Source organism: Fibrobacter sp. UWB4, from assembly GCF_002210345.1.
In the GTDB taxonomy this organism is placed as follows: Bacteria; Fibrobacterota; Fibrobacteria; order Fibrobacterales; family Fibrobacteraceae; genus Fibrobacter.
Genome location: NZ_MWQI01000001.1, coordinates 318,051 through 335,740, shown reverse-complemented (window position 1 = coordinate 335,740; position 17,690 = coordinate 318,051). Strand labels below are relative to the sequence as shown.

Here is a 17,690-nt window from a genome sequence, read left to right as displayed (position 1 = left end):
CTTTTATCTATTTCAGCCGAACTTTCAGCGCTTCGATTTCTGATTGTTCCATGCCGAGCGCCAGCAAATACTTTTCTGTTGCGGCCGCCAAATCTGCATTTTCGAAATTAGAGATGTCAACACCAGCCGTTTTGAACGAATTCTGCATAAGTCTGACAATAATCGCCTGAAGCAGCTCTACTTGTTTTTCCGTCAAACCAATATGCTTGCCATCGACCACGTTGTAAAAATTCTTGTGAGTCGTAGCGTAATCCGCCTTGATTTCATCAGCGGTCGCACCCATTAGCGCTTCGAGCACAGCAATCGTAAACCCAGTTCGATCCATACCATACGTACAATGCACCAGATACGGGCCATCATGCTCTATCATATAGCGCAATCCCTTGACAAGCCCATCCTTGAAAAGCGTATTCGCAAAAGTAGGGTCAACCGTAAGATACACCACATTCTGCGTCGCATAATAAGATTCAGCAAAACCATTGTATTCTTCAGCATATCGCTTATCATCCGCAAGATTCAAAAATGTCTTGACGCCAGCAAGAGCCGCTAAGGAATCAGCAATTGCATTACGATAAATCGAAGGATCAATCGGGCTTGACGAACGATACAGCACTCCCTCACCCATTCCGGTTGTGCGCACCATTCTAAAATTCGCAAACTCTTCAATTGACAAATCAGGATATGATTCTGGAGAATACGCAAACGAAAGCGACTTCAGATTTTCGAGATGGTCTACATAGCCTCCCTTTTCCTTCATCTGCACAACAACATCTATCGGGAATTTCAAATCGCGACCGAGACCAACAATCTCTGCCATTTGGCCATAACGAGCCTCAAGCTTGATATAGTTCAATCCCTCAGAGACATACAAAAAGAATTCACCGGGGAAAACATATCCGTAACCCGCAACTACAGGAACATCCAACGTATCGTACCCCGCAATCATCACAGTCACGACATCGCCATAATCAAACTTTGTCAGGAACGAATCTGCAACAACGTCAAGTTTCACACCCCCGAATGCAAAAATTTCAAGCGTATCTTCTACAATAATCGTTGATACCGAAACAAGCTCATCCGTAGAAGAACTCGATTTTTCAACAGCTGCGCAACTTTCGCCACCTATAGGATTCACCGAAACAAAACCGTTATCGTCGTTGCCACAAGCAGCGAAAAATAACGCAATGGCAAGCGCACCAAACGCCACCATCTTTTTATCTAAAGCTTTAACCCAAAATCCAACCATAATTTAAATATATTTCTTAAACTTCTGATTTGCGCAATTTCTTAGCATTTAAACAAATCAAAACAGAAATGGTTGCCCCGATAAGGCACATGAACATATCCGTCTGAGTATCCCAAATGTAGCCTTGAGTTCCCAAGAATGCTTCCGTATCCGTCGGATTGCTGAGCGATGCCAGCCACTCGATAATTTCATAAAGTGCAGAAATAGCCTCAGCTACGCACACCGACAAAAAAACCGTCCAGCCCGCCGTTTTGATCGGAGTTGTGCGGCGCAAAAGTTCAATCATCACAAGTGCCGGCGTCACGCCCTGCATCAAATGCCCGATTTTATCGTAGTTATTGCGCGTAAAACCGAACCAATCCTGCATCCAGAATCCAAGCGGAACCTTCGCATACGAATAGTGCGCCCCCACCAAAAGCACCGCCATATGGAGAGCCATGACCACGTAAAGATACGTAGGCATCCTGAACTTTTTGTAAGTAAACACAAGAACCAACAGCCCGACAATCGCAGGAGCCGCTTCAAGAATCCAAGTGAGGTAAGTATCTTCAACTCCGATAACAGACCAAAGCATTGTCAGGAGAACAAAAGCAAGCAAGAACAAATGAGATTTTGCAATATTATTCATAGTAGGAATAATACAAATTTTCATCGACATACAGTATTTCAGAGTTATTTTCCATTCACCCTAAATACACCTTGAATAATTAATCTTACTTCTGTTTGGCTCAACGGTTTTTCAGAACTTTCCATTGAAATTATGAGATTTTTCCCAGGGACATAGCCGCATTGGAGGTAAGACGATAATTTTTTGACCGCCAAAGAAGCATACTCAGGATTATTCATCATTCCCAAATGTTCCCATAACAGTTCTTTACGTGTACGCAAATCAAGACAAGTAAAATCTGGATAAACGCTCCGACCACCATCCGTGAGTTTCAACGGACATTCGTATTTATAAGGGATTCCCAAACGTCCAAGCGTATCCGCAATAATCACCTCTGACTTTGAACGAACTCGTTCGCCCTTTGCAGTCCGCAAATCTGGAACTCCCGCTTCAAAATGTTTTCCCTTATACGACACCGCAAGCCAACGCCTCGCATATTCTTCATCCGAAAGCAGGATTGGTTCAACCAAAGACTTGCGGACTTCATTCATCCGATTGTAAATGTTTGTCAATTCTTCGGGACTGTATTTTGCAATAAAACCATCAATTAACGAAAGTTCATGTTCCATTTCCCGAAGTACTTTTTCGTCATAATCCTTCTGCGCAAGTTTTGACATTTGCGAAACATTGTCTTTGGGAATATATTCGCCCTTTAGCGATTTGGCATCAGTCAAATGATAACCGTAAAATTGATTTCCGCGTTTTGCGAGCCTCAAATGCCCCTGCGGAGCACGTTTCAAAGATTTTTTCGTTCTTTCAACAGCACGGAGAAGTTCCTCCGCACGATTTTGTAACGATAGCAATAAAATGTCGGGAGACAAACATTCAAATGATTGCATCGCACCTTCTTGTAATAGTTCATATAATAAACGATATAGCAAACCAAGGAGCGAACGCATCCTATATATAATAAGATAGGTCAGGTTGCATAACCCGACATTTGAAATATGCAAAAATAGTCGCGAAAAAACAAGTGGAGAAGCATATTTCACATTCAATGAGAAATTTTTGAAAAAACATGCTACAAAAATGAACTTATTAACAATTTAGTAGCACAAATTTTACTTTATATTCAACATTTAAAGACTAGGCCGCAGCAATTATGCTACTAAAACGGGCATTTACGCAATCCTGTAGCATACAAAAGAGCTCAATCATGAAATCATGCATTAATTTTAGTTATTTTATTCAAATTTCATGCTACTAAATCAGGTATTTTGGCAATTTTGTAGCACATTTTCGCATTTTCCGCATATTCGAGCAGCAACATCCGCCATTTGCGCCTTGCGCACTTTTACTAAATTGGCACGCTTCGCATGCATTTAGTACGGCTCGGACATGCTCATTCAAGCAAGCTTGACTCGCGCATCGCTCGCCTTTTGACGCCTCCGGCGTCCGTGGCGGCGGCTCAAATATGCGAAAACAACTTTTCGCGCTTCTCTCGCCTTGCATGCTTTTACTATCTTTGCGCGCATGAAAAAATACCACTTGGCCACATACGGCTGCCAGATGAACGAATACGACTCCGCGATGATTGCGCAGGAGCTGGACATGTGCGGTTGCGTCGAGACGAACAACCAGGAAGACGCCGACATCATCATCGTGAACACCTGCAGCGTACGTGAAAAGGCCGAGGAAACAGCCATTGTCAACATCAGCAAGCTCAAGTACTTGCGCAAGAAGAATCCCGACGTGAAAGTCGTCGTGTGCGGTTGCATGGCCAAGAATCGCGGGCCGGAACTGCTCAAGCGCCTCAAGAACGTGAACTACATCGTAGGCCCGGACCAGTACCGCAAAATTCCTGAACTTCTGTTCGGGGATGCCCAGAGCCCGCTGCACAAGACGCACCACAAGATGTTCATCGACGAAGACCGCGACGAGAACTACCTCGGCGAATACGCGAAGCTCCAGAATGACGTGAGCGCATTCGTCGCGATCCAGCGCGGTTGCAACAAGCGCTGCAGCTACTGCATCGTGCCGTACCTCCGCGGTCCCGAGAAATACCGCGACATGGACGACGTGCTGACAGAAGTCAAGCGAGCCGCCGACAAGGGCATCACCGAAGTGATGTTGCTCGGCCAGACGGTGAATGCCTACAAGACGCCAAACGCAGACTTCACGACATTACTGACAAAAGTTTCTGAAATCGGTGGTATCAAGCGCATCCGCTTTACAAGCCCGCACCCGCGCCATTACACGAACGAACTCATCGACGTTCTCTTGAACAACCCGAAGGTCTGCCATTACGCGCACATTCCGCTCCAAAGCGGCTCCGACGCCATCCTCAAGAAGATGCGCCGCCAGCACAACATGGATCAGTACATGACCGTCATCGAGCAGTTGCGCAGCAAGGATCCGTACTACGCGATTTCGACAGACGTCATCTGCGGATTCGTGGGCGAAACTGACGAAGATTTTGAACAGACGATCAAGGCATTCGAAGCTTGCCAATTCGACACGGCCTACATGTTCATCTACAGCCCGCGCAAAGGCACCGAATCGTTCAATGAAGCCGAAATCCTCACGCCCGAAGAAAAGTCGGCACGCCATTCGCGCCTCGTAGAACTCCAGAACGCCATCACGCTCAAGCGCAACCAGATGATGATTGGCCGCACCGAAGAAATCCTCGTCGAGCACGGCTCCACCCGCGACAAGACAGAACTCGTCGGCAAGACGGACAACTTCAAGAAGGTCATTTTCAAGCCGGAAGAAGGCCGCATCATCAAGCCGGGCGATTACGTCAAGGTGAAAATTGACGATATCCGTGGCTGGACGCTCCGCGGAACCCTAGTGTAGTACGACCGGTCGCCACAGACCACGCACCCTAGTCGAGTTCACGTAACTTACGGAATATCAACGAGTTACGTGTTCAGCGCAAGCCATTTTGTAAAAATATTTATATCTTTACTCTTGAGGGTAACTAGAGGGTAATATGGCTAAATATTTTATTCACAATTTGGTTATTACAGGCGCACTGAGCGCGTTTGCCACCACAGCATCCTTCGCTGAGGCCGCTCCGACTCTCGCCACCGCCCAAAAAGCTTACGTCAACGGCAACTGGAAAGTCGCCGCCGCCGCATATGAGCAGGTTTGCCCAAACGAGCCCGAAGCCACTCGCACAGAATGCTATTTATGGAACGTGCTTGCGCTTTCGCAAACAGGCATCGCCGCTGATTTCAGCAAGGCGGGCAAGCGTCTCGACAGTCTCATCGACAAGACGAACCCGCAGCAAGCCATTTACGCGGACCTCATGATGACTAAGGCTCAGTTCCAGATGTACCTTGGCCGCTACAACAAGGCCGCCGAATCCCTCGTACATGCTATTGAAACGTCGCAACCGCATCAAGTGACCGTGCTGCAGAAAGTCTGCGCAGCCGTCCAAGACCGCGCCCACAGCGAAGAGCTGAACGAAGCCTGCAAAAACCTCGGCAATCCGGAAGCCATGAAGCAAGCCACCGCCAAGAAGGAACAAGCTCAAGCCAAGGCAGAACAGGCCGCAAACAATAACGCAGCCAAAGTCGTTGAACCCAAGGCCGCAGCAAACACCGTCACAGCCGAACCCGCACAAACAAAGGCTCCCGAGGCAAAGCCTGTCGAAACGAAATCTACATGGCAACTGCAGCTAGGCGCATTCGGAGTCAAGTCCAACGCCGATTTGCTCGTAGACAATCTTAAAAAGCGCAACATCAACTGCACCATCAGCCAGAACACGCTTGAAAGCGGCAAAGTCCTCTATATCGTGCGCACAGGCCCATTCGATACAAAGGAAAGCGCAGTAGATTACGGTGCAAAAAAGCTGGCTCCGCTCAATGTGGAATTTAGGCCAATGCTTATCAAGCAATCCCTTTAAGCAACTAAAATTATACTCAAAAAATTTTTTTACAGTTTTTAACGCAGAAAACTTGCGTTTTTTCGCTTTATACCTACAAAAAAAGCAAAAATAGTGCTATATTTGTTGTGCTCCCCCGCCGGGGTGGTGAAATTGGTAGACGCGCTGGACTCAAAATCCAGTACTCGCGAGAGTGTGAGGGTTCGATTCCCTCCCCCGGCACTAAACGTTTAAGAAAGAGATCAAAATGAGTAACATGTTCAAAGTGCTTTCTGCTGTTCTTTTCGCGGGCTCACTAGCGTTTGCTCAGTCTGACGATCTCTTTTCTGACGATTTCCAAGATGCTGCAACAGCAGACTCCATTGCGCAGGCAAACGCTGAAGCAACAAATCAAGCAAACATCGGTAACGCTCAGGCCGTCGGTGGCCAGTGGGAAGGCTTCAAGTACGAAGATATGGGCCTTACTCAATGGGAATATCAGCAGGCTAAGGAACAGGGCGTTTCTCGTGAAAAGCTCACGAAGCTCGTTGAACTCGGTATCCGCCCGACGGAATATCTCCAGAAGCCGTGGAATCGTCTCGGCGTGAGCGAAGAAGATTGGCTCAGCCAGCGTGCCGAAGGCATGGAAGATGCAGACATCGACCGTTCTTACCGCTATCGTAATGGCGACCAGAGCAGTGCCTATATTTCTCTTCTGATTCCGTCTTACTATCAGTGGAAAACAAAGCAGACTGCCAAGGCAACCTTCATGGATGTCCTCGAAATTGGCAGTATCGCAACGACAATTGTTCTTTACTCTCAGGATAAGAGCTACTGGTGGTGGGGATTCATCGGAATCGCTGCCGCTCATCTCTGGTCCTTTGCAGATGCTTTTATCACCACTCAGTGGGATAGCAATCCAGACGCAAACCGCTTCAGCTTTGGCATCATTCCGACTCCGGACCAGGGCGTTGCAAGTTTCTTCAATGTCAAGTTCTAAGCAGCAATGCAGCTAGAATTACTTAAAAGCAAAATTCATCGCGCAACAGTTACGGATGCGAACCTCAACTATGAAGGCTCCATCACTATAGCCCGCGATCTGATGGATGCAGCAGGCATCCTCCCCTTCGAAAAAGTTGGCGTCCTTGACGTCAATAATGGTTCCCGCCTTGATACGTATGTGATCGAAGGCAAAGCCGGTTCTGGCGTGATTTGCTTGAACGGTGCCGCAGCGCGCCTTGTTCAGCCGGGAGACCTCGTGATTATCGTGGCTTACGCAACGATGTCCCCAGAAGAAGCCAAGACCTGGAAGCCAACCGTTATCCGCGTCAACGGCAAAAACGAAATTATCGAAAAAATCTAAAACGCAAATATATGCATTTAAAGGTCCCGGTTTCGCCGGGCTTTTTTTTATGATAAAGCACTGAAAATTTATACGAAACTTGCGCTACCATCCCATAAAATTCAAAAAATTTTTCATTTTGACACTTTGTGACAATGTAAATGTTGTATATTAAAAGTAAACTATAATAAAGAGGTAATAAATGCCAGAAAACATTATTATTCCAGCCATTCTCCTAATCGTAGCACTCCTAGTAGTTGTCTTTGTCATGTCCTACATCAAGGCAGCTCCGGACGAAGCGATTATCGTTTCCGGCATCCAGAAGCAACCGCGCATCATCATCGGGCGTGCAGGCCTTCGCATTCCGTTCTTCGAACGCGCCGACCACCTTTCTCTTCAGTTGATCCAGATTGACGTGAAAACCGGTAGCCCCGTCCCCACCAAGGATTACATCAACGTCTCAGTCGATGCTGTGGTGACCGCCAAGATTTCGGACAATCCGGACCGTCTCAAATCCTCTGCTCAGAACTTCTTGAACAAGAAGCCCGAAGATATCCGCGCCATGATTGTCGATATTCTCGAAGGTAACATGCGCGAAATTGTTGGCCGCATGCAACTCGTAGACCTCGTGGGCGATCGCAAGCAGGTCTCTGAACTTGTGCTCGAAAACGCAATCCCGGACCTTGAAAAGCTCGGTATCGTGGTGCAGACGTTCAACATCCAGAACTTCGAAGACGCAAACGGCGTAATTGAAAATCTCGGTGTCGATAAGACATCTGCCATCCGCAAGGCGGCCGCTATTTCAAAGGCAAACGCCGAACGAGACATCAGCGTTGCTCAATCTCAAGCGAAAAAAGAAGCAAACGACGCCGCAGTTGCCGCCGAACTTGAAATTGCACAGAAACAAAACGACCTCGCCGTGAAAAAAGCGAACCTGCAAAAGATTTCCGATACCGAAAAGGCAATCGCTGACGCGGCCTACGAAATCCAGAAGCAGACGCAACAAAAGGAAATCAACGTGGCTCAGGCCGAAGCAGAAGTCGCGAAGCAAGAAAAGGAAATTGAAATTCGCGAACGCATGGTCGCCGTGACAGAAAAAGAGCTTCAAGCTCAAATCGAAAAGAAAGCCGAAGCCGAACGCCAGGCACAAATCCAGCGCTCCGAAGCAGAACTTTTCCAGCAACAGAAAGACGCAGAAGCCGTCCGCTACAAGGAAGAGCAGCGTGCCAAGGCCATCAAGCAGATTGCAGACGCCGAAAAGGAAAAAGCCTTTGCAGAAGCCGAAGCCACTAAAGCAAAAGCCTTAGCCGAAGCTGAAGCCACAAAGGCAAAGGGTCTCGCCGAAGCTGAAGCCATCAAGGCGCAGGGTCTTGCCGAAGCAGAAGCGCTCAACAAGAAGGCCGAAGCCATGAAACTTTACGGTGACGCCGCCCGCCAGGAAATGCAGCTCAAGACCATCGAAAAGTACTTCGAGCAGATGCCGCAAATCGCAGCCGCCATCGCAAAGCCGATGGAAAAGATTGGCAACATCACCATGTACGGCGAAGGCAACACGGCAAAGCTCACTGGCGACATCACCAAGACGCTCACGCAGGTCACAAACGGCCTCACCGATTCGCTCGGCATCGACCTCCGCACCGTACTCGGTTCCATGTTCGGTGCAAAGCTCGCTGGAGTCACCAAAAACGACGATCCCAAAGCCGACAACAAAAAATAATTCCTGAAAAATTCATCTCAACCAGGAGACTTCGTATTATTCCGAAGTCTCCTTTTTTATATATTCATTATATGCGATTCGTTTGTTTTACAGTGCTATTCCTTGCTGCGATTGCCTTTGCGGCCTCCCCCGCAAAAGCGGATTCGAGAGCGCTCTCGGAAACACTCGTTGCATCCCAGGATACTGTTGTCGATACAATCTACGTTATCCAAGAAAGCGGCATTCCCTGGAATCGCGAAAACTTTGACCCAGAACGCCTTGTACGTCACGACACCTTTGATCCCGCACTAAAAGTAGCCTACACCTATTCCGTGAGCTTCATCGGCGGTTCATTTGGATCGTTTGCGCAGCAAAGTTTCATGGCACATTTCGCATACGAATTTACGCCAGCGCTTCATTTGTATGCCAATGTAGGTCTTTGGATGCCGCTTTATTCAAGTCTCCGATTTGGCAATGGCATCGCACGGGAAGATGTAAAACAGGGAAACGTAGGCGTCCTGATTCCAGACATTTCACTCGAATACAAGCCAAACGATAAAATGACATTCAGGGTCATGTACATCAACGAACGAGATGCATTCAGGGCCTACGGGCCAAATAATTATCTCTACGAGCCATGCACTCCGTGGAGAAATTCTATCTTTTGCAGGTGATGAATGTTCAGTCAATCCAAGCTTGCAAAAAGCTTCGCAAAGCCTTGACGATATTGACGCTGTTGCCTGTCGCTACAGCGTTTTGTGGCTGCGAAGAAGAAAAGCCAGCGCCAGTCGTTCGCAAAGTTCATAACATCAAAGGCGAAGTCGAAGTGCTGAACAGCTGTAGCATGAAAGGTGCCGCCACCCAGATGCGCGCTTTCTTACGCAATAATGGATTTGATGTCGTCCATATCGGCAATGACCGCCTCCAGAACTACGACGAAACGATCATCGTGCTTAGGAACCCGGAATGGGAAGGTGCACAGGCTCTCGCCGCCACCTTAAAGACAAAGAACGTTCTTGTTTTACTCGACAAAAACGCCACAGTCGATGCCGTCGTACACACAGGTAGAGATTTTCAACAAATAATAGAACCCGATCAGGGAGAACAAAATGACAGCAACAAATAACCAAGATTTTTCTGAAACCGTTAAGCTTGGTGCAGGAATCCTTTTTGAACTTCGCGCCCAGAACGTGCAGCTCATCGACCTCCGCGGTGTCAAAAACGAAGCGGATTACTTCCTCATCGCCACTTGCGAAAGTGAAGCCCAGATGCAGGCCATTCTGAATGAACTTACCAAGGAATTCAAGGCTCGCAAGCTCCACTACGTTGGTGTAGAATACAAGGAAGGTGTGCGTTGGGCCATCTTCGATGCTGGTCTTGACCTGATGGTTCACCTCTTCGAAGAAGAAAAGAGAAACGAAATTTCCTTCGACCGCCTCTATGCAGACGGCAAACTCATGAACCTCGACGAACACGACTTCATCCGCGAAGACGCTAAGAAGTCTGGAGACGACAATGAACTCATTTAATGCAGAAATCGCAAAGGCACTTGCAGCAACTGGAGCTTTTGACGAAGAAGCCGCATTGAAACTTATTTCCGTACCGCCTGACACAAGTCACGGCAACTACACCATTCCTTGCTTTTCTCTCGCAAAGACTCTCCGCAAGGCACCGAAGCTCATTGCCGAAGATTTAGCCGCCAAGGTTCAGCTCCCGGCAGGGCTTTCTAAAGTTGAAGCCGTGAACGGTTACCTCAACTTCTTCATCGACCGCGGATTTCTCGCCAAGTCTACCCTCGACGAAATCGCCGCCAAGGGTCTCACATACGGCCACGCCGCACCGAACGGCAAGGTTGTCTGCATCGACTACAGCTCCCCGAACATCGGTAAGGAACTTGCCTTCCACCATTTGCGTTCCACAATGATCGGTAACTCGCTTGCCCGCATCTACAAGGCAGCCGGTTACAAAGTCGAACGCATCAACCACTTGGGCGACTGGGGCACTGCTTTCGGTAAGCTCATCGTGATGTACCTCCGCGAAAAGCTCCCGACCGACGATGCAACTTTGAACGCACTCACCGTGAAGGAACTCAACATTCTTTACGCAAGCTTCTCCAAGGCATCCAAGGAAGAACCCGGTCTCGAAGACGAAGCACGCGCCGCATTCACGAAGCTCGAACAGGGCGACGAATTCTACCGCAAGCTGTGGACCGCATTCCGCGCCGCAACGCTCAAGGAACTCATGCGCATTTACGACATGATGGGCGTTGGCTTTGACCACTACACCGGCGAATCCTTCTTTGAAGACAAGATTCCGGCAGTGCTCGACGAACTCCGTGAAAAGAACTTGTTGGTGAACAGCCAGGAACGAGACGTGGTGATGCTCGACGAATTCGACCTGAACCCGTGCCTTATCCGCAAGAGTGACGGTTCCACGTTGTATGCAACCCGTGACCTCGCCGCCGCCATCTACCGCAAGAAGGAATACAACTTCGACAAGTGCCTTTATGTGGTGGACCTCGGACAAGCACTCCACTTCAAGCAGGTGTTCCACGTCTTGAAGAAGATGGGCCGCGAATGGTACAAGGACATGTACCACATTCCGTTCGGCGTGATTCTCCAGATGGTCGATGGCAAGTGGGAAAAGGGCAAGACCCGTACCGGTACGGCAAGCCTCCTCCGCGATGTGATCGAAGCCGCCCAGAAGAAGATTCTCGAATTCATCGACGAAAAGAATCCTACTCTCGAAAACAAGGAACTCATCGCGCGCCAGATCGGCATCAGCGCCCTTACCTTCAACGACTTGAAGAACAGCCGCTTGAAGGATGTCCGCTTTGACTGGGATGCCGTCATGAGCTTCGAAGGCGACACAGGTCCGTACGTGCAGAACGCACACGTCCGTCTTTGCAGCATTATGCGCAAGGCCGGCTACACCGTTCCGGTGGCCGATGTGGATTACGCACAGCTTACCGATGACGCCGCCTACAGCCTCATCAACATTCTCGCCAAGAAGGGCGAAAAGATTCTCGCCGCCGTCAAGGACGATGAACCGAGCGTACTCGCGCAATACGCACTCGAAATTGCCGAAGCCGCACACAAGTTCATCCACGAAGACCGCGTACTCGGATCTGCCGAAGAAAAGTCCAGACTCTTCCTCGTGCAGTCTACGCAGATTGTGCTCGAGAACGTCCTCGACCTCCTCGGCCTCTTCCCGATCCGCCAGATGTAGCAGCTTGTGAGGTATGAGCTCGTGCTCCGCACTCTGGGCTCGCCTTGCAAAGCAAGGCTTTGAGCAAAAGCAAAAAAAACGAGAGCTTTTTAAGCTCTCGTTTTTCATTTGTATTTAAAACCTCAAAGCGAAGCGCGCTCAGAGGGAGCCTTGGCGACCGCCCTCATAGCCCATAGCCCTACTAGTTCCCGTTAATGCATCTCACAGAATAACCATTATTCCTTGCGGTTGCCGGAACGAGCTGGCGAACCATCTGGTCGCTCATTCGGCCCATAGCCCAAAGCCAAATCGTTTCGTTACGGCCGTTCTGTGCAGACCAGAAGCCAGCGTATTCGCCCATGTCTTCATAGCGAACCGTAGACTTGCCGAGAAGCTTGCGATAGCCCGAAGAGAAAATGGTGAAACCGTATTCATCGGTACCGCCACCGCCCTGCCAGCCAGTCGTAGCCTTCATCTTTGTAGCAAAGTTACCGCACTTGTCCACACCATCGTAGCAACCCGTGAGGCCCTTGAGCATGTCGGACCATTCGCGGTCACGCGGCAAGTGCCAGCCTTCCGGGCAAGCCTTGCGGGCACCTTCGAGGTCGTACAGACGACCGCTTCGGGCACAGTAAGAATCCTTGTCTTCATAGCACCAGGAGTGACCTTCGACATTGTAGTTCACGTTCTGGGCAAACCATTCACGGCCTTCGACCTTGATGATTCGGTAAACTTGTCCGTCACGCGGGTCTGTAAACGAGGTAGACTTGTCGCGGATTTCGGCGCGGTGTTCCTGTTCGGCAACACGGAATGCAGAGAGCTGTTCGCGTTTGTACTTCTGGCGGCCTTCAAGTTCAGCCACCCAAGCCTTCTGGGCCTGCGGATTCGTAAACTTTATACGCAAATCATGGACGTTGAACAAGTCATTACCGCAAGCAAAATCGACACCGGCGATATTGATGATAAGGTCTTCGTTGCCAAAACGACGCGGCTTGTCAAAGTATGAAACCCAGGCTTCCATCGTATTACGGCAGCTTTCGTAAAAATTCGGATCTTCGACCATCTTTGCCGGAACAGTCATGTTACCCGCAACAGAAAAGTCAAACTTGTCATCAAGAATACGGAACGAAACCGGCTGGATATTCTTGTAGTGCGTGTATTCACCGAAACGGATATTGCCGTCAATCTTAGCCGCAGTGTAGTCACCCTGACCTTCGGCGTTAAAAATGGCATCCCACGTTTTTGGGGGAGCAGCAAATACCTGCGCAGATAAAACGAGCGCAGAGCAAATTCCAAGTTTGAACAATTTAATTCTCTCCATTTATCAATCCTTTTTATATTCTTATTGTAATGTTAGTTATTTTTCATCTAGTTGTTCGTAAAATATTTGGTAATATGGCCTAAATTTTTTAATATTGTAATATGTCTATGACTCGTTATATTCTTCAGATCCTTTGCCCTGACCAAAAAGGGCTTATCGCCGGCACCACGCAAGTCCTTGCCAAAGCCGGAGCAAACATTATCGACCTCCAGCAACACACCGCTAAGGATATCGAAACCTTTTTCTTACGCGCCGTATTCGACATCGAATCAGACGACATTCCCGAAGTCAAAAGACACCTCGAGACAATCGCCCCGCACCTCCAGCTCAACTGGAAGTTATTCGATACATCCAAAACCGAACGCGTTGCCATATTCGTTTCAAAGACTGACCACTGCCTTTACGACCTGCTCCTCAAGCATCGCGACGGCGACCTTCCCTGCGAATTCAGCTGCATCGTCGGCAACCACCCGGATCTAGGTCCTGTCGGCGGATCTTTTGGCGTACCGTTCTACTATGTGCCGTCCAACCCGGATAAGTCTATTCCCGAGAACCGTTTCCGCGAAATCATTGCCGAAACAAATACCGACACCGTTGTACTCGCCCGCTACATGCAGATCTTGAGTGAATCGTTTACCGAAGAATTCAAGTACCGCATCATCAACATCCACCACGGATTCCTCCCGGCATTCAAGGGGGCAAAGCCCTACCACCAGGCATGGCACAAGGGTGTAAAGATCATCGGTGCAACAGCACACTTTGCGACAGAGGACCTCGACCAGGGGCCAATCATTTGTCAAGACATCCAGCGCGTTCCTGAAACGGCAAGCATCGATGAACTCGTCGAACTCGGCAAGGACATTGAAAAGCGTACGCTGTCGCAGGCACTCAAACTGTGGCTTGAACACCGTGTGTTCGTTCACGCCGGCAGAACATTTATTCTCTAGGAGAACCCAATGTCCGAAGAAATCAAGAATGAAGTCCCCGCTCAAGAGCCGACCGCAACTGTAGATAGCGAAGTCAAGACCGAAGCTACGGCCGAAGTCACAAAGCCAATCGAAGAGTCTACCGAAGAACTTGTGAACCCGCTGACTGGCGAAGTCATTTCTCCGGCAAAGCCGAAGGAAAAGTCTTCGAATTCTCCGTACAAACAGTTCAAGCCGGAAACTTTCGTAAACCCGATGACAGGCGAAGAAGAACAGACCTCGATCGGTTCTCAAGTCATCATCAAGAAAGACCGCGGACTTGCCTACTATGTAGGATTTGCATTGCTCGTCGTCTTGAGCATCGCATTCTTCTTTTTGCCGGGCATTACCATCACGTTTGCTGTTAGCCGCCTTGTAGACTTGAACACATCCGCCGCCTGGGTCTTTAGCTCGATCCTGAGCTTTGGCGTTTGGCTCACTTTCAAGCTAAAAATCAAGGGTTTCGAAAAATCCTTCCACAGCTATTTAGTACTTTGCGTATTGTGCTTGGTCGCAATGGTTGCGATCCAGTTCATAACCGATTACAACATGATCTCTGAAGTTGTAGCTCTCCTTCTTGGAGCCAAAGCTTAGGAATTTGCAATGAATAAAACAGACACTTTTGTACACTTTCTCGTAGAATCTGGCGCTCTCAAATTCGGCAACTTCGTGACCAAGAGCGGTCGCGAAACGCCTTACTTTATCAACACTGGAGAGTTCCGTACGGGAGCATCTCTTTCCAAGCTTGCTGAATTCTATGCAGCAGCCTTCATGGAACACTTTGCAGACAAGGCACAGAACCTCTACGGTCCAGCCTACAAAGGCATTCCCCTCTGCGCCGCTACCGCCATGAAACTCTCTGACGTGTACGCCAAGAACCTCACCTTCACGTACAACAGAAAAGAAGTAAAGGACCACGGTGAAGGCGGTTCCCTCGTCGGTTACAAGTATGCCGAAAAGACAAATGTCGTCATCATCGAAGACGTGATCACCGCAGGCACGTCCGTCAACGAAACCATGCAGGCGCTTTCCCAGATCGAAAACGCAAACGTCATCGGCCTTTTGATTTCCGTGGACCGCAAGGAAAAACTCGAAAACGGCAAGTCAGCTCTCCAGACCGTGCAAGATGAATACGGCATCGAAGCCCACTCCATCGTAAACATCAACGATATCATCGCATTCCTCGAAAGCGAAGAAAACCGCAAGGCCATTAACGCCCCCGAAGGAATCCTTGATCGCGTCTATGCCTACCGCGAAAAATGGGGCGCAGTCTAAAGCTTCTGAGAAAACGAGAGTAAATGACATTTAAGAAGTCTATACTTTCCATTGGATTTGCAATCTGCATGCTCACAGGGTGTGCAGATTCTTATCATTGGACAGCAAGCCACCCCGCATACCATAAGGCACCTTATGGCGGCATTGCGGTAACAGGCATCGAAAACGCATTTGTCATTACTCGTTCCAACTGGTTTGCAAAGCGTCTCGAAATCGGAACAGACAGCATCCAGATCAAGGGAACGCTCCATTGCCGCAACACCTTCGAAACCGAAATGCGCAAGGCATACGGAAATCTCATTGTCATCCCGGATTCCTCGAACCGCATTTTTCCAGAAGAGAGCTTAAAGCTTGATGAACGCATATTCATCAAGGGCCACATTCCGGAACAAGGCGTTACGCTCAAGGACTCCGCAGGGAATGTCCCTCCCGTTGTCCTGATACTGCACGAATTCATTATCGGTACGGATCTGAAACGCGAGGCATTCTTTGATTATGCACTTATCCACAATGAAAGCGGCAGCATCCGCAAACCCGATAACGTCAGCGCCATTTTCTCTTACACGCTCTGGGACAACCTAAAGCAGCGCCCGTTATTCAGCGCCGTTGACGAAATTCAGCAGCCCATTACAATTTACAAGCTCAACAATTTGACAAACCTGGTCCAGATTGCGGTACAGAAAATCAGGAAAAATCTTTACGAAGGAGTTGTCAAATGAAAAAGCTCCTCGTTATCTTGATGTTTTTGGCCGCCTGGGCAAGCGCATCCGAAGTGTATTTCGATTCCCGTTTTACGCTCTGGAAAGATGCAACCGTTTACATTTGGACGCTCGACGGCAACTCGCCTATCAATGCCAATGAGTTTTGCCTTTCGCTTCGACGCAACAACACAGGCATCGGAGAACCCAAATGCCGCGAACTCGGCGAATGGGAACGCGACACCATTGCTACACGCTACGGTTCCTGGCTTTCCAACAATCTTGAAAAGGGATTGCCCTCAAGCTATTTGCGCGCAAGGCACCCCGGCATGGCAGCAAAGATCCAGGCTCTCGAAGACAACATCGTCCTGTTCCTCGCACCACAAGGGAAAAACATCCAAGTCGCCATTTTTGACGAAACGGCGCAAGAACCCAAAGCCGCAGGCATCGTCAAGGCAAACAACGACAAAATAGCCCTCAGCGACGATATCGCCGCCACATTTTTCGACAAGCGCACCAAGCGCCGCCTAACCAAGGAAGAACGGCTCAAAAAGCAAACCGAACCAGATGACCTTTACAAGGAAGTTCCGAACTTGAAAATCTGGGCGGGTGCAGGCATCGGCTATTCACGGGCGCATTTCCCGCTCACCCCCGACAACTGGACAAGCAGCCACACCAGAAGCAAAGTCAGGAACTACCGCATCACCAAGGACTCCGTAAGCCTTTGGAACTTTATCGACGATGCCGATCCGTTCCTAGCTCTTTACACAGGCGTAACCTGGCACGGTTTTATAGGCATTGAACTTTTGTACCGCTATTCCAACCGCGATATGAAAACAGACAAAGCCGATACCGTCTACCGCGAACTAGACTACTGGAATTTTGGACAGCATGACATCGGACTCAATGCACTCTTGTCCATGACCTACCCCATCACCACATGGCTAGACATCACACCGCTATTTTTCCTTGGATTCCAATACTCGTTCTATTCTGAAAATATCGAATTGAAAAAAGGTGTCAAAACACCATCCAGGGCTTACAAATACCGCATCAAGTTCGAAGATGTTTATAAAGGCGCGTTAGTAGGCGTTGGCGGTCAGTTCATCTTCAAAAAACATTATGGTCTCGACTTACGCGCAGGGATTTCAAGCCGTGGAAGAGACCTTTATGAAGCGCCATCACCCGACGCAGGCGCCGCCCCCACAACAATCGGGAGATTCACCCTCGATTGCTTCGTAAGCCTCGGCTTTGAATACCACTGGACGCTTTAGATTTAAAGCACTTTTAAAAGTGTTTAAATCTTGACAAGAGCTGCATGCGGGCGGGGCCCCAGCTCGGAGTTGACGCCTCTGGCGTCAGCGGCTTCACTCGGTTATGCCGGTCTGCAAGCAGCCCGTCGCAACACTCGTTTTGCACGCTACTGCGAAGAAAATACCTTGGCCGACGCTTTTATTTTTCAGGC

18 protein-coding genes and 1 tRNA gene are annotated in these 17,690 nt (G+C 49.0%); 15 read left to right on the top strand and 4 right to left on the bottom strand.

Features of this window, described 5'->3' with window-relative positions; translation table 11 throughout:
• Positions 1 to 7 precede the first annotated feature (7 nt).
• Genes B7990_RS01455 through B7990_RS01445 form a run of 3 tightly spaced genes read right to left on the bottom strand, consistent with a single transcriptional unit; the run spans position 8 to position 2,752 of the window.
• Entirely contained in the window at positions 8 to 1,246 is a 1,239-nt protein-coding gene (locus B7990_RS01455; protein WP_254917269.1) for a tyrosine-protein phosphatase, read from the bottom strand.
• 16 nt (positions 1,247 to 1,262) lie between these two features.
• Positions 1,263 to 1,874, bottom strand: a complete 612-nt coding sequence (locus tag B7990_RS01450) for a DUF2238 domain-containing protein (protein WP_254917268.1) — start codon at positions 1,872 to 1,874, stop codon at positions 1,263 to 1,265.
• 44 nt (positions 1,875 to 1,918) lie between these two features.
• The gene (locus B7990_RS01445) at positions 1,919 to 2,752 is read right to left on the bottom strand and encodes a hypothetical protein (RefSeq protein ID WP_088639286.1); all 834 of its coding nucleotides are present in this window, start codon (positions 2,750 to 2,752) and stop codon (positions 1,919 to 1,921) included.
• 634 nt (positions 2,753 to 3,386) lie between these two features.
• Between B7990_RS01445 and miaB the strand changes: the two genes are divergently transcribed.
• The 10 genes from miaB (at position 3,387) to argS (ending at position 11,987) form a co-directional block, all read left to right on the top strand.
• Entirely contained in the window at positions 3,387 to 4,709 is a 1,323-nt protein-coding gene (gene miaB, locus B7990_RS01440) for a tRNA (N6-isopentenyl adenosine(37)-C2)-methylthiotransferase MiaB (RefSeq protein ID WP_088639921.1), read from the top strand.
• A gap of 136 nt (positions 4,710 to 4,845) precedes the next feature.
• Positions 4,846 to 5,763 (top strand): SPOR domain-containing protein, encoded by a 918-nt coding sequence (locus B7990_RS01435; protein WP_088639285.1) that lies wholly within the window; start codon positions 4,846 to 4,848, stop codon positions 5,761 to 5,763.
• A gap of 117 nt (positions 5,764 to 5,880) precedes the next feature.
• Positions 5,881 to 5,964 (top strand) — tRNA-Leu (locus B7990_RS01430).
• Between the two features lie 25 nt (positions 5,965 to 5,989).
• A complete protein-coding gene (locus B7990_RS01425; RefSeq protein ID WP_088639284.1) occupies positions 5,990 to 6,721 on the top strand; it encodes a hypothetical protein in 732 nt (243 codons plus the stop codon).
• A gap of 6 nt (positions 6,722 to 6,727) precedes the next feature.
• Entirely contained in the window at positions 6,728 to 7,084 is a 357-nt protein-coding gene (gene panD / locus B7990_RS01420) for an aspartate 1-decarboxylase (RefSeq protein ID WP_072827166.1), read from the top strand.
• A 181-nt stretch (positions 7,085 to 7,265) separates the two neighbouring features.
• Positions 7,266 to 8,780 (top strand): flotillin family protein, encoded by a 1,515-nt coding sequence (locus tag B7990_RS01415; protein WP_088639283.1) that lies wholly within the window; start codon positions 7,266 to 7,268, stop codon positions 8,778 to 8,780.
• A gap of 71 nt (positions 8,781 to 8,851) precedes the next feature.
• The gene (locus B7990_RS01410) at positions 8,852 to 9,433 is read left to right on the top strand and encodes a hypothetical protein (protein WP_088639282.1); all 582 of its coding nucleotides are present in this window, start codon (positions 8,852 to 8,854) and stop codon (positions 9,431 to 9,433) included.
• On the top strand, positions 9,406 to 9,885 hold the full coding sequence (locus tag B7990_RS01405; protein ID WP_254917267.1) for a LytR C-terminal domain-containing protein: 480 nt from the start codon (positions 9,406 to 9,408) through the stop codon (positions 9,883 to 9,885). Before B7990_RS01410 ends, B7990_RS01405 begins: the two co-directional genes overlap by 28 nt.
• Complete coding sequence (rsfS, locus tag B7990_RS01400) at positions 9,869 to 10,288, top strand: ribosome silencing factor (RefSeq protein ID WP_012820303.1); 420 nt, start codon at positions 9,869 to 9,871, stop codon at positions 10,286 to 10,288. The genes B7990_RS01405 and rsfS overlap by 17 nt, the downstream gene beginning before the upstream one ends.
• The gene (argS, locus tag B7990_RS01395; RefSeq protein ID WP_088639280.1) at positions 10,275 to 11,987 is read left to right on the top strand and encodes an arginine--tRNA ligase; all 1,713 of its coding nucleotides are present in this window, start codon (positions 10,275 to 10,277) and stop codon (positions 11,985 to 11,987) included. The genes rsfS and argS overlap by 14 nt, the downstream gene beginning before the upstream one ends.
• Positions 11,988 to 12,168: 181 nt before the next feature.
• On the opposite strand, the gene B7990_RS01390 is transcribed toward argS, so the two are convergent.
• On the bottom strand, positions 12,169 to 13,287 hold the full coding sequence (locus B7990_RS01390) for a fibrobacter succinogenes major paralogous domain-containing protein (RefSeq protein ID WP_088639279.1): 1,119 nt from the start codon (positions 13,285 to 13,287) through the stop codon (positions 12,169 to 12,171).
• A 107-nt stretch (positions 13,288 to 13,394) separates the two neighbouring features.
• Between B7990_RS01390 and purU the strand changes: the two genes are divergently transcribed.
• Genes purU through B7990_RS01365 form a run of 5 tightly spaced genes read left to right on the top strand, consistent with a single transcriptional unit; the run spans position 13,395 to position 17,499 of the window.
• Positions 13,395 to 14,234, top strand: a complete 840-nt coding sequence (purU, locus tag B7990_RS01385; protein ID WP_254917266.1) for a formyltetrahydrofolate deformylase — start codon at positions 13,395 to 13,397, stop codon at positions 14,232 to 14,234.
• A 9-nt stretch (positions 14,235 to 14,243) separates the two neighbouring features.
• On the top strand, positions 14,244 to 14,846 hold the full coding sequence (locus tag B7990_RS01380; RefSeq protein WP_088639277.1) for a hypothetical protein: 603 nt from the start codon (positions 14,244 to 14,246) through the stop codon (positions 14,844 to 14,846).
• Between the two features lie 9 nt (positions 14,847 to 14,855).
• On the top strand, positions 14,856 to 15,527 hold the full coding sequence (pyrE, locus tag B7990_RS01375) for an orotate phosphoribosyltransferase (RefSeq protein ID WP_088639276.1): 672 nt from the start codon (positions 14,856 to 14,858) through the stop codon (positions 15,525 to 15,527).
• 23 nt (positions 15,528 to 15,550) lie between these two features.
• The gene (locus B7990_RS01370) at positions 15,551 to 16,246 is read left to right on the top strand and encodes a hypothetical protein (RefSeq protein ID WP_088639275.1); all 696 of its coding nucleotides are present in this window, start codon (positions 15,551 to 15,553) and stop codon (positions 16,244 to 16,246) included.
• The gene (locus tag B7990_RS01365; protein ID WP_088639274.1) at positions 16,243 to 17,499 is read left to right on the top strand and encodes a hypothetical protein; all 1,257 of its coding nucleotides are present in this window, start codon (positions 16,243 to 16,245) and stop codon (positions 17,497 to 17,499) included. Before B7990_RS01370 ends, B7990_RS01365 begins: the two co-directional genes overlap by 4 nt.
• The last annotated feature ends 191 nt before the right edge of the window (positions 17,500 to 17,690 follow it).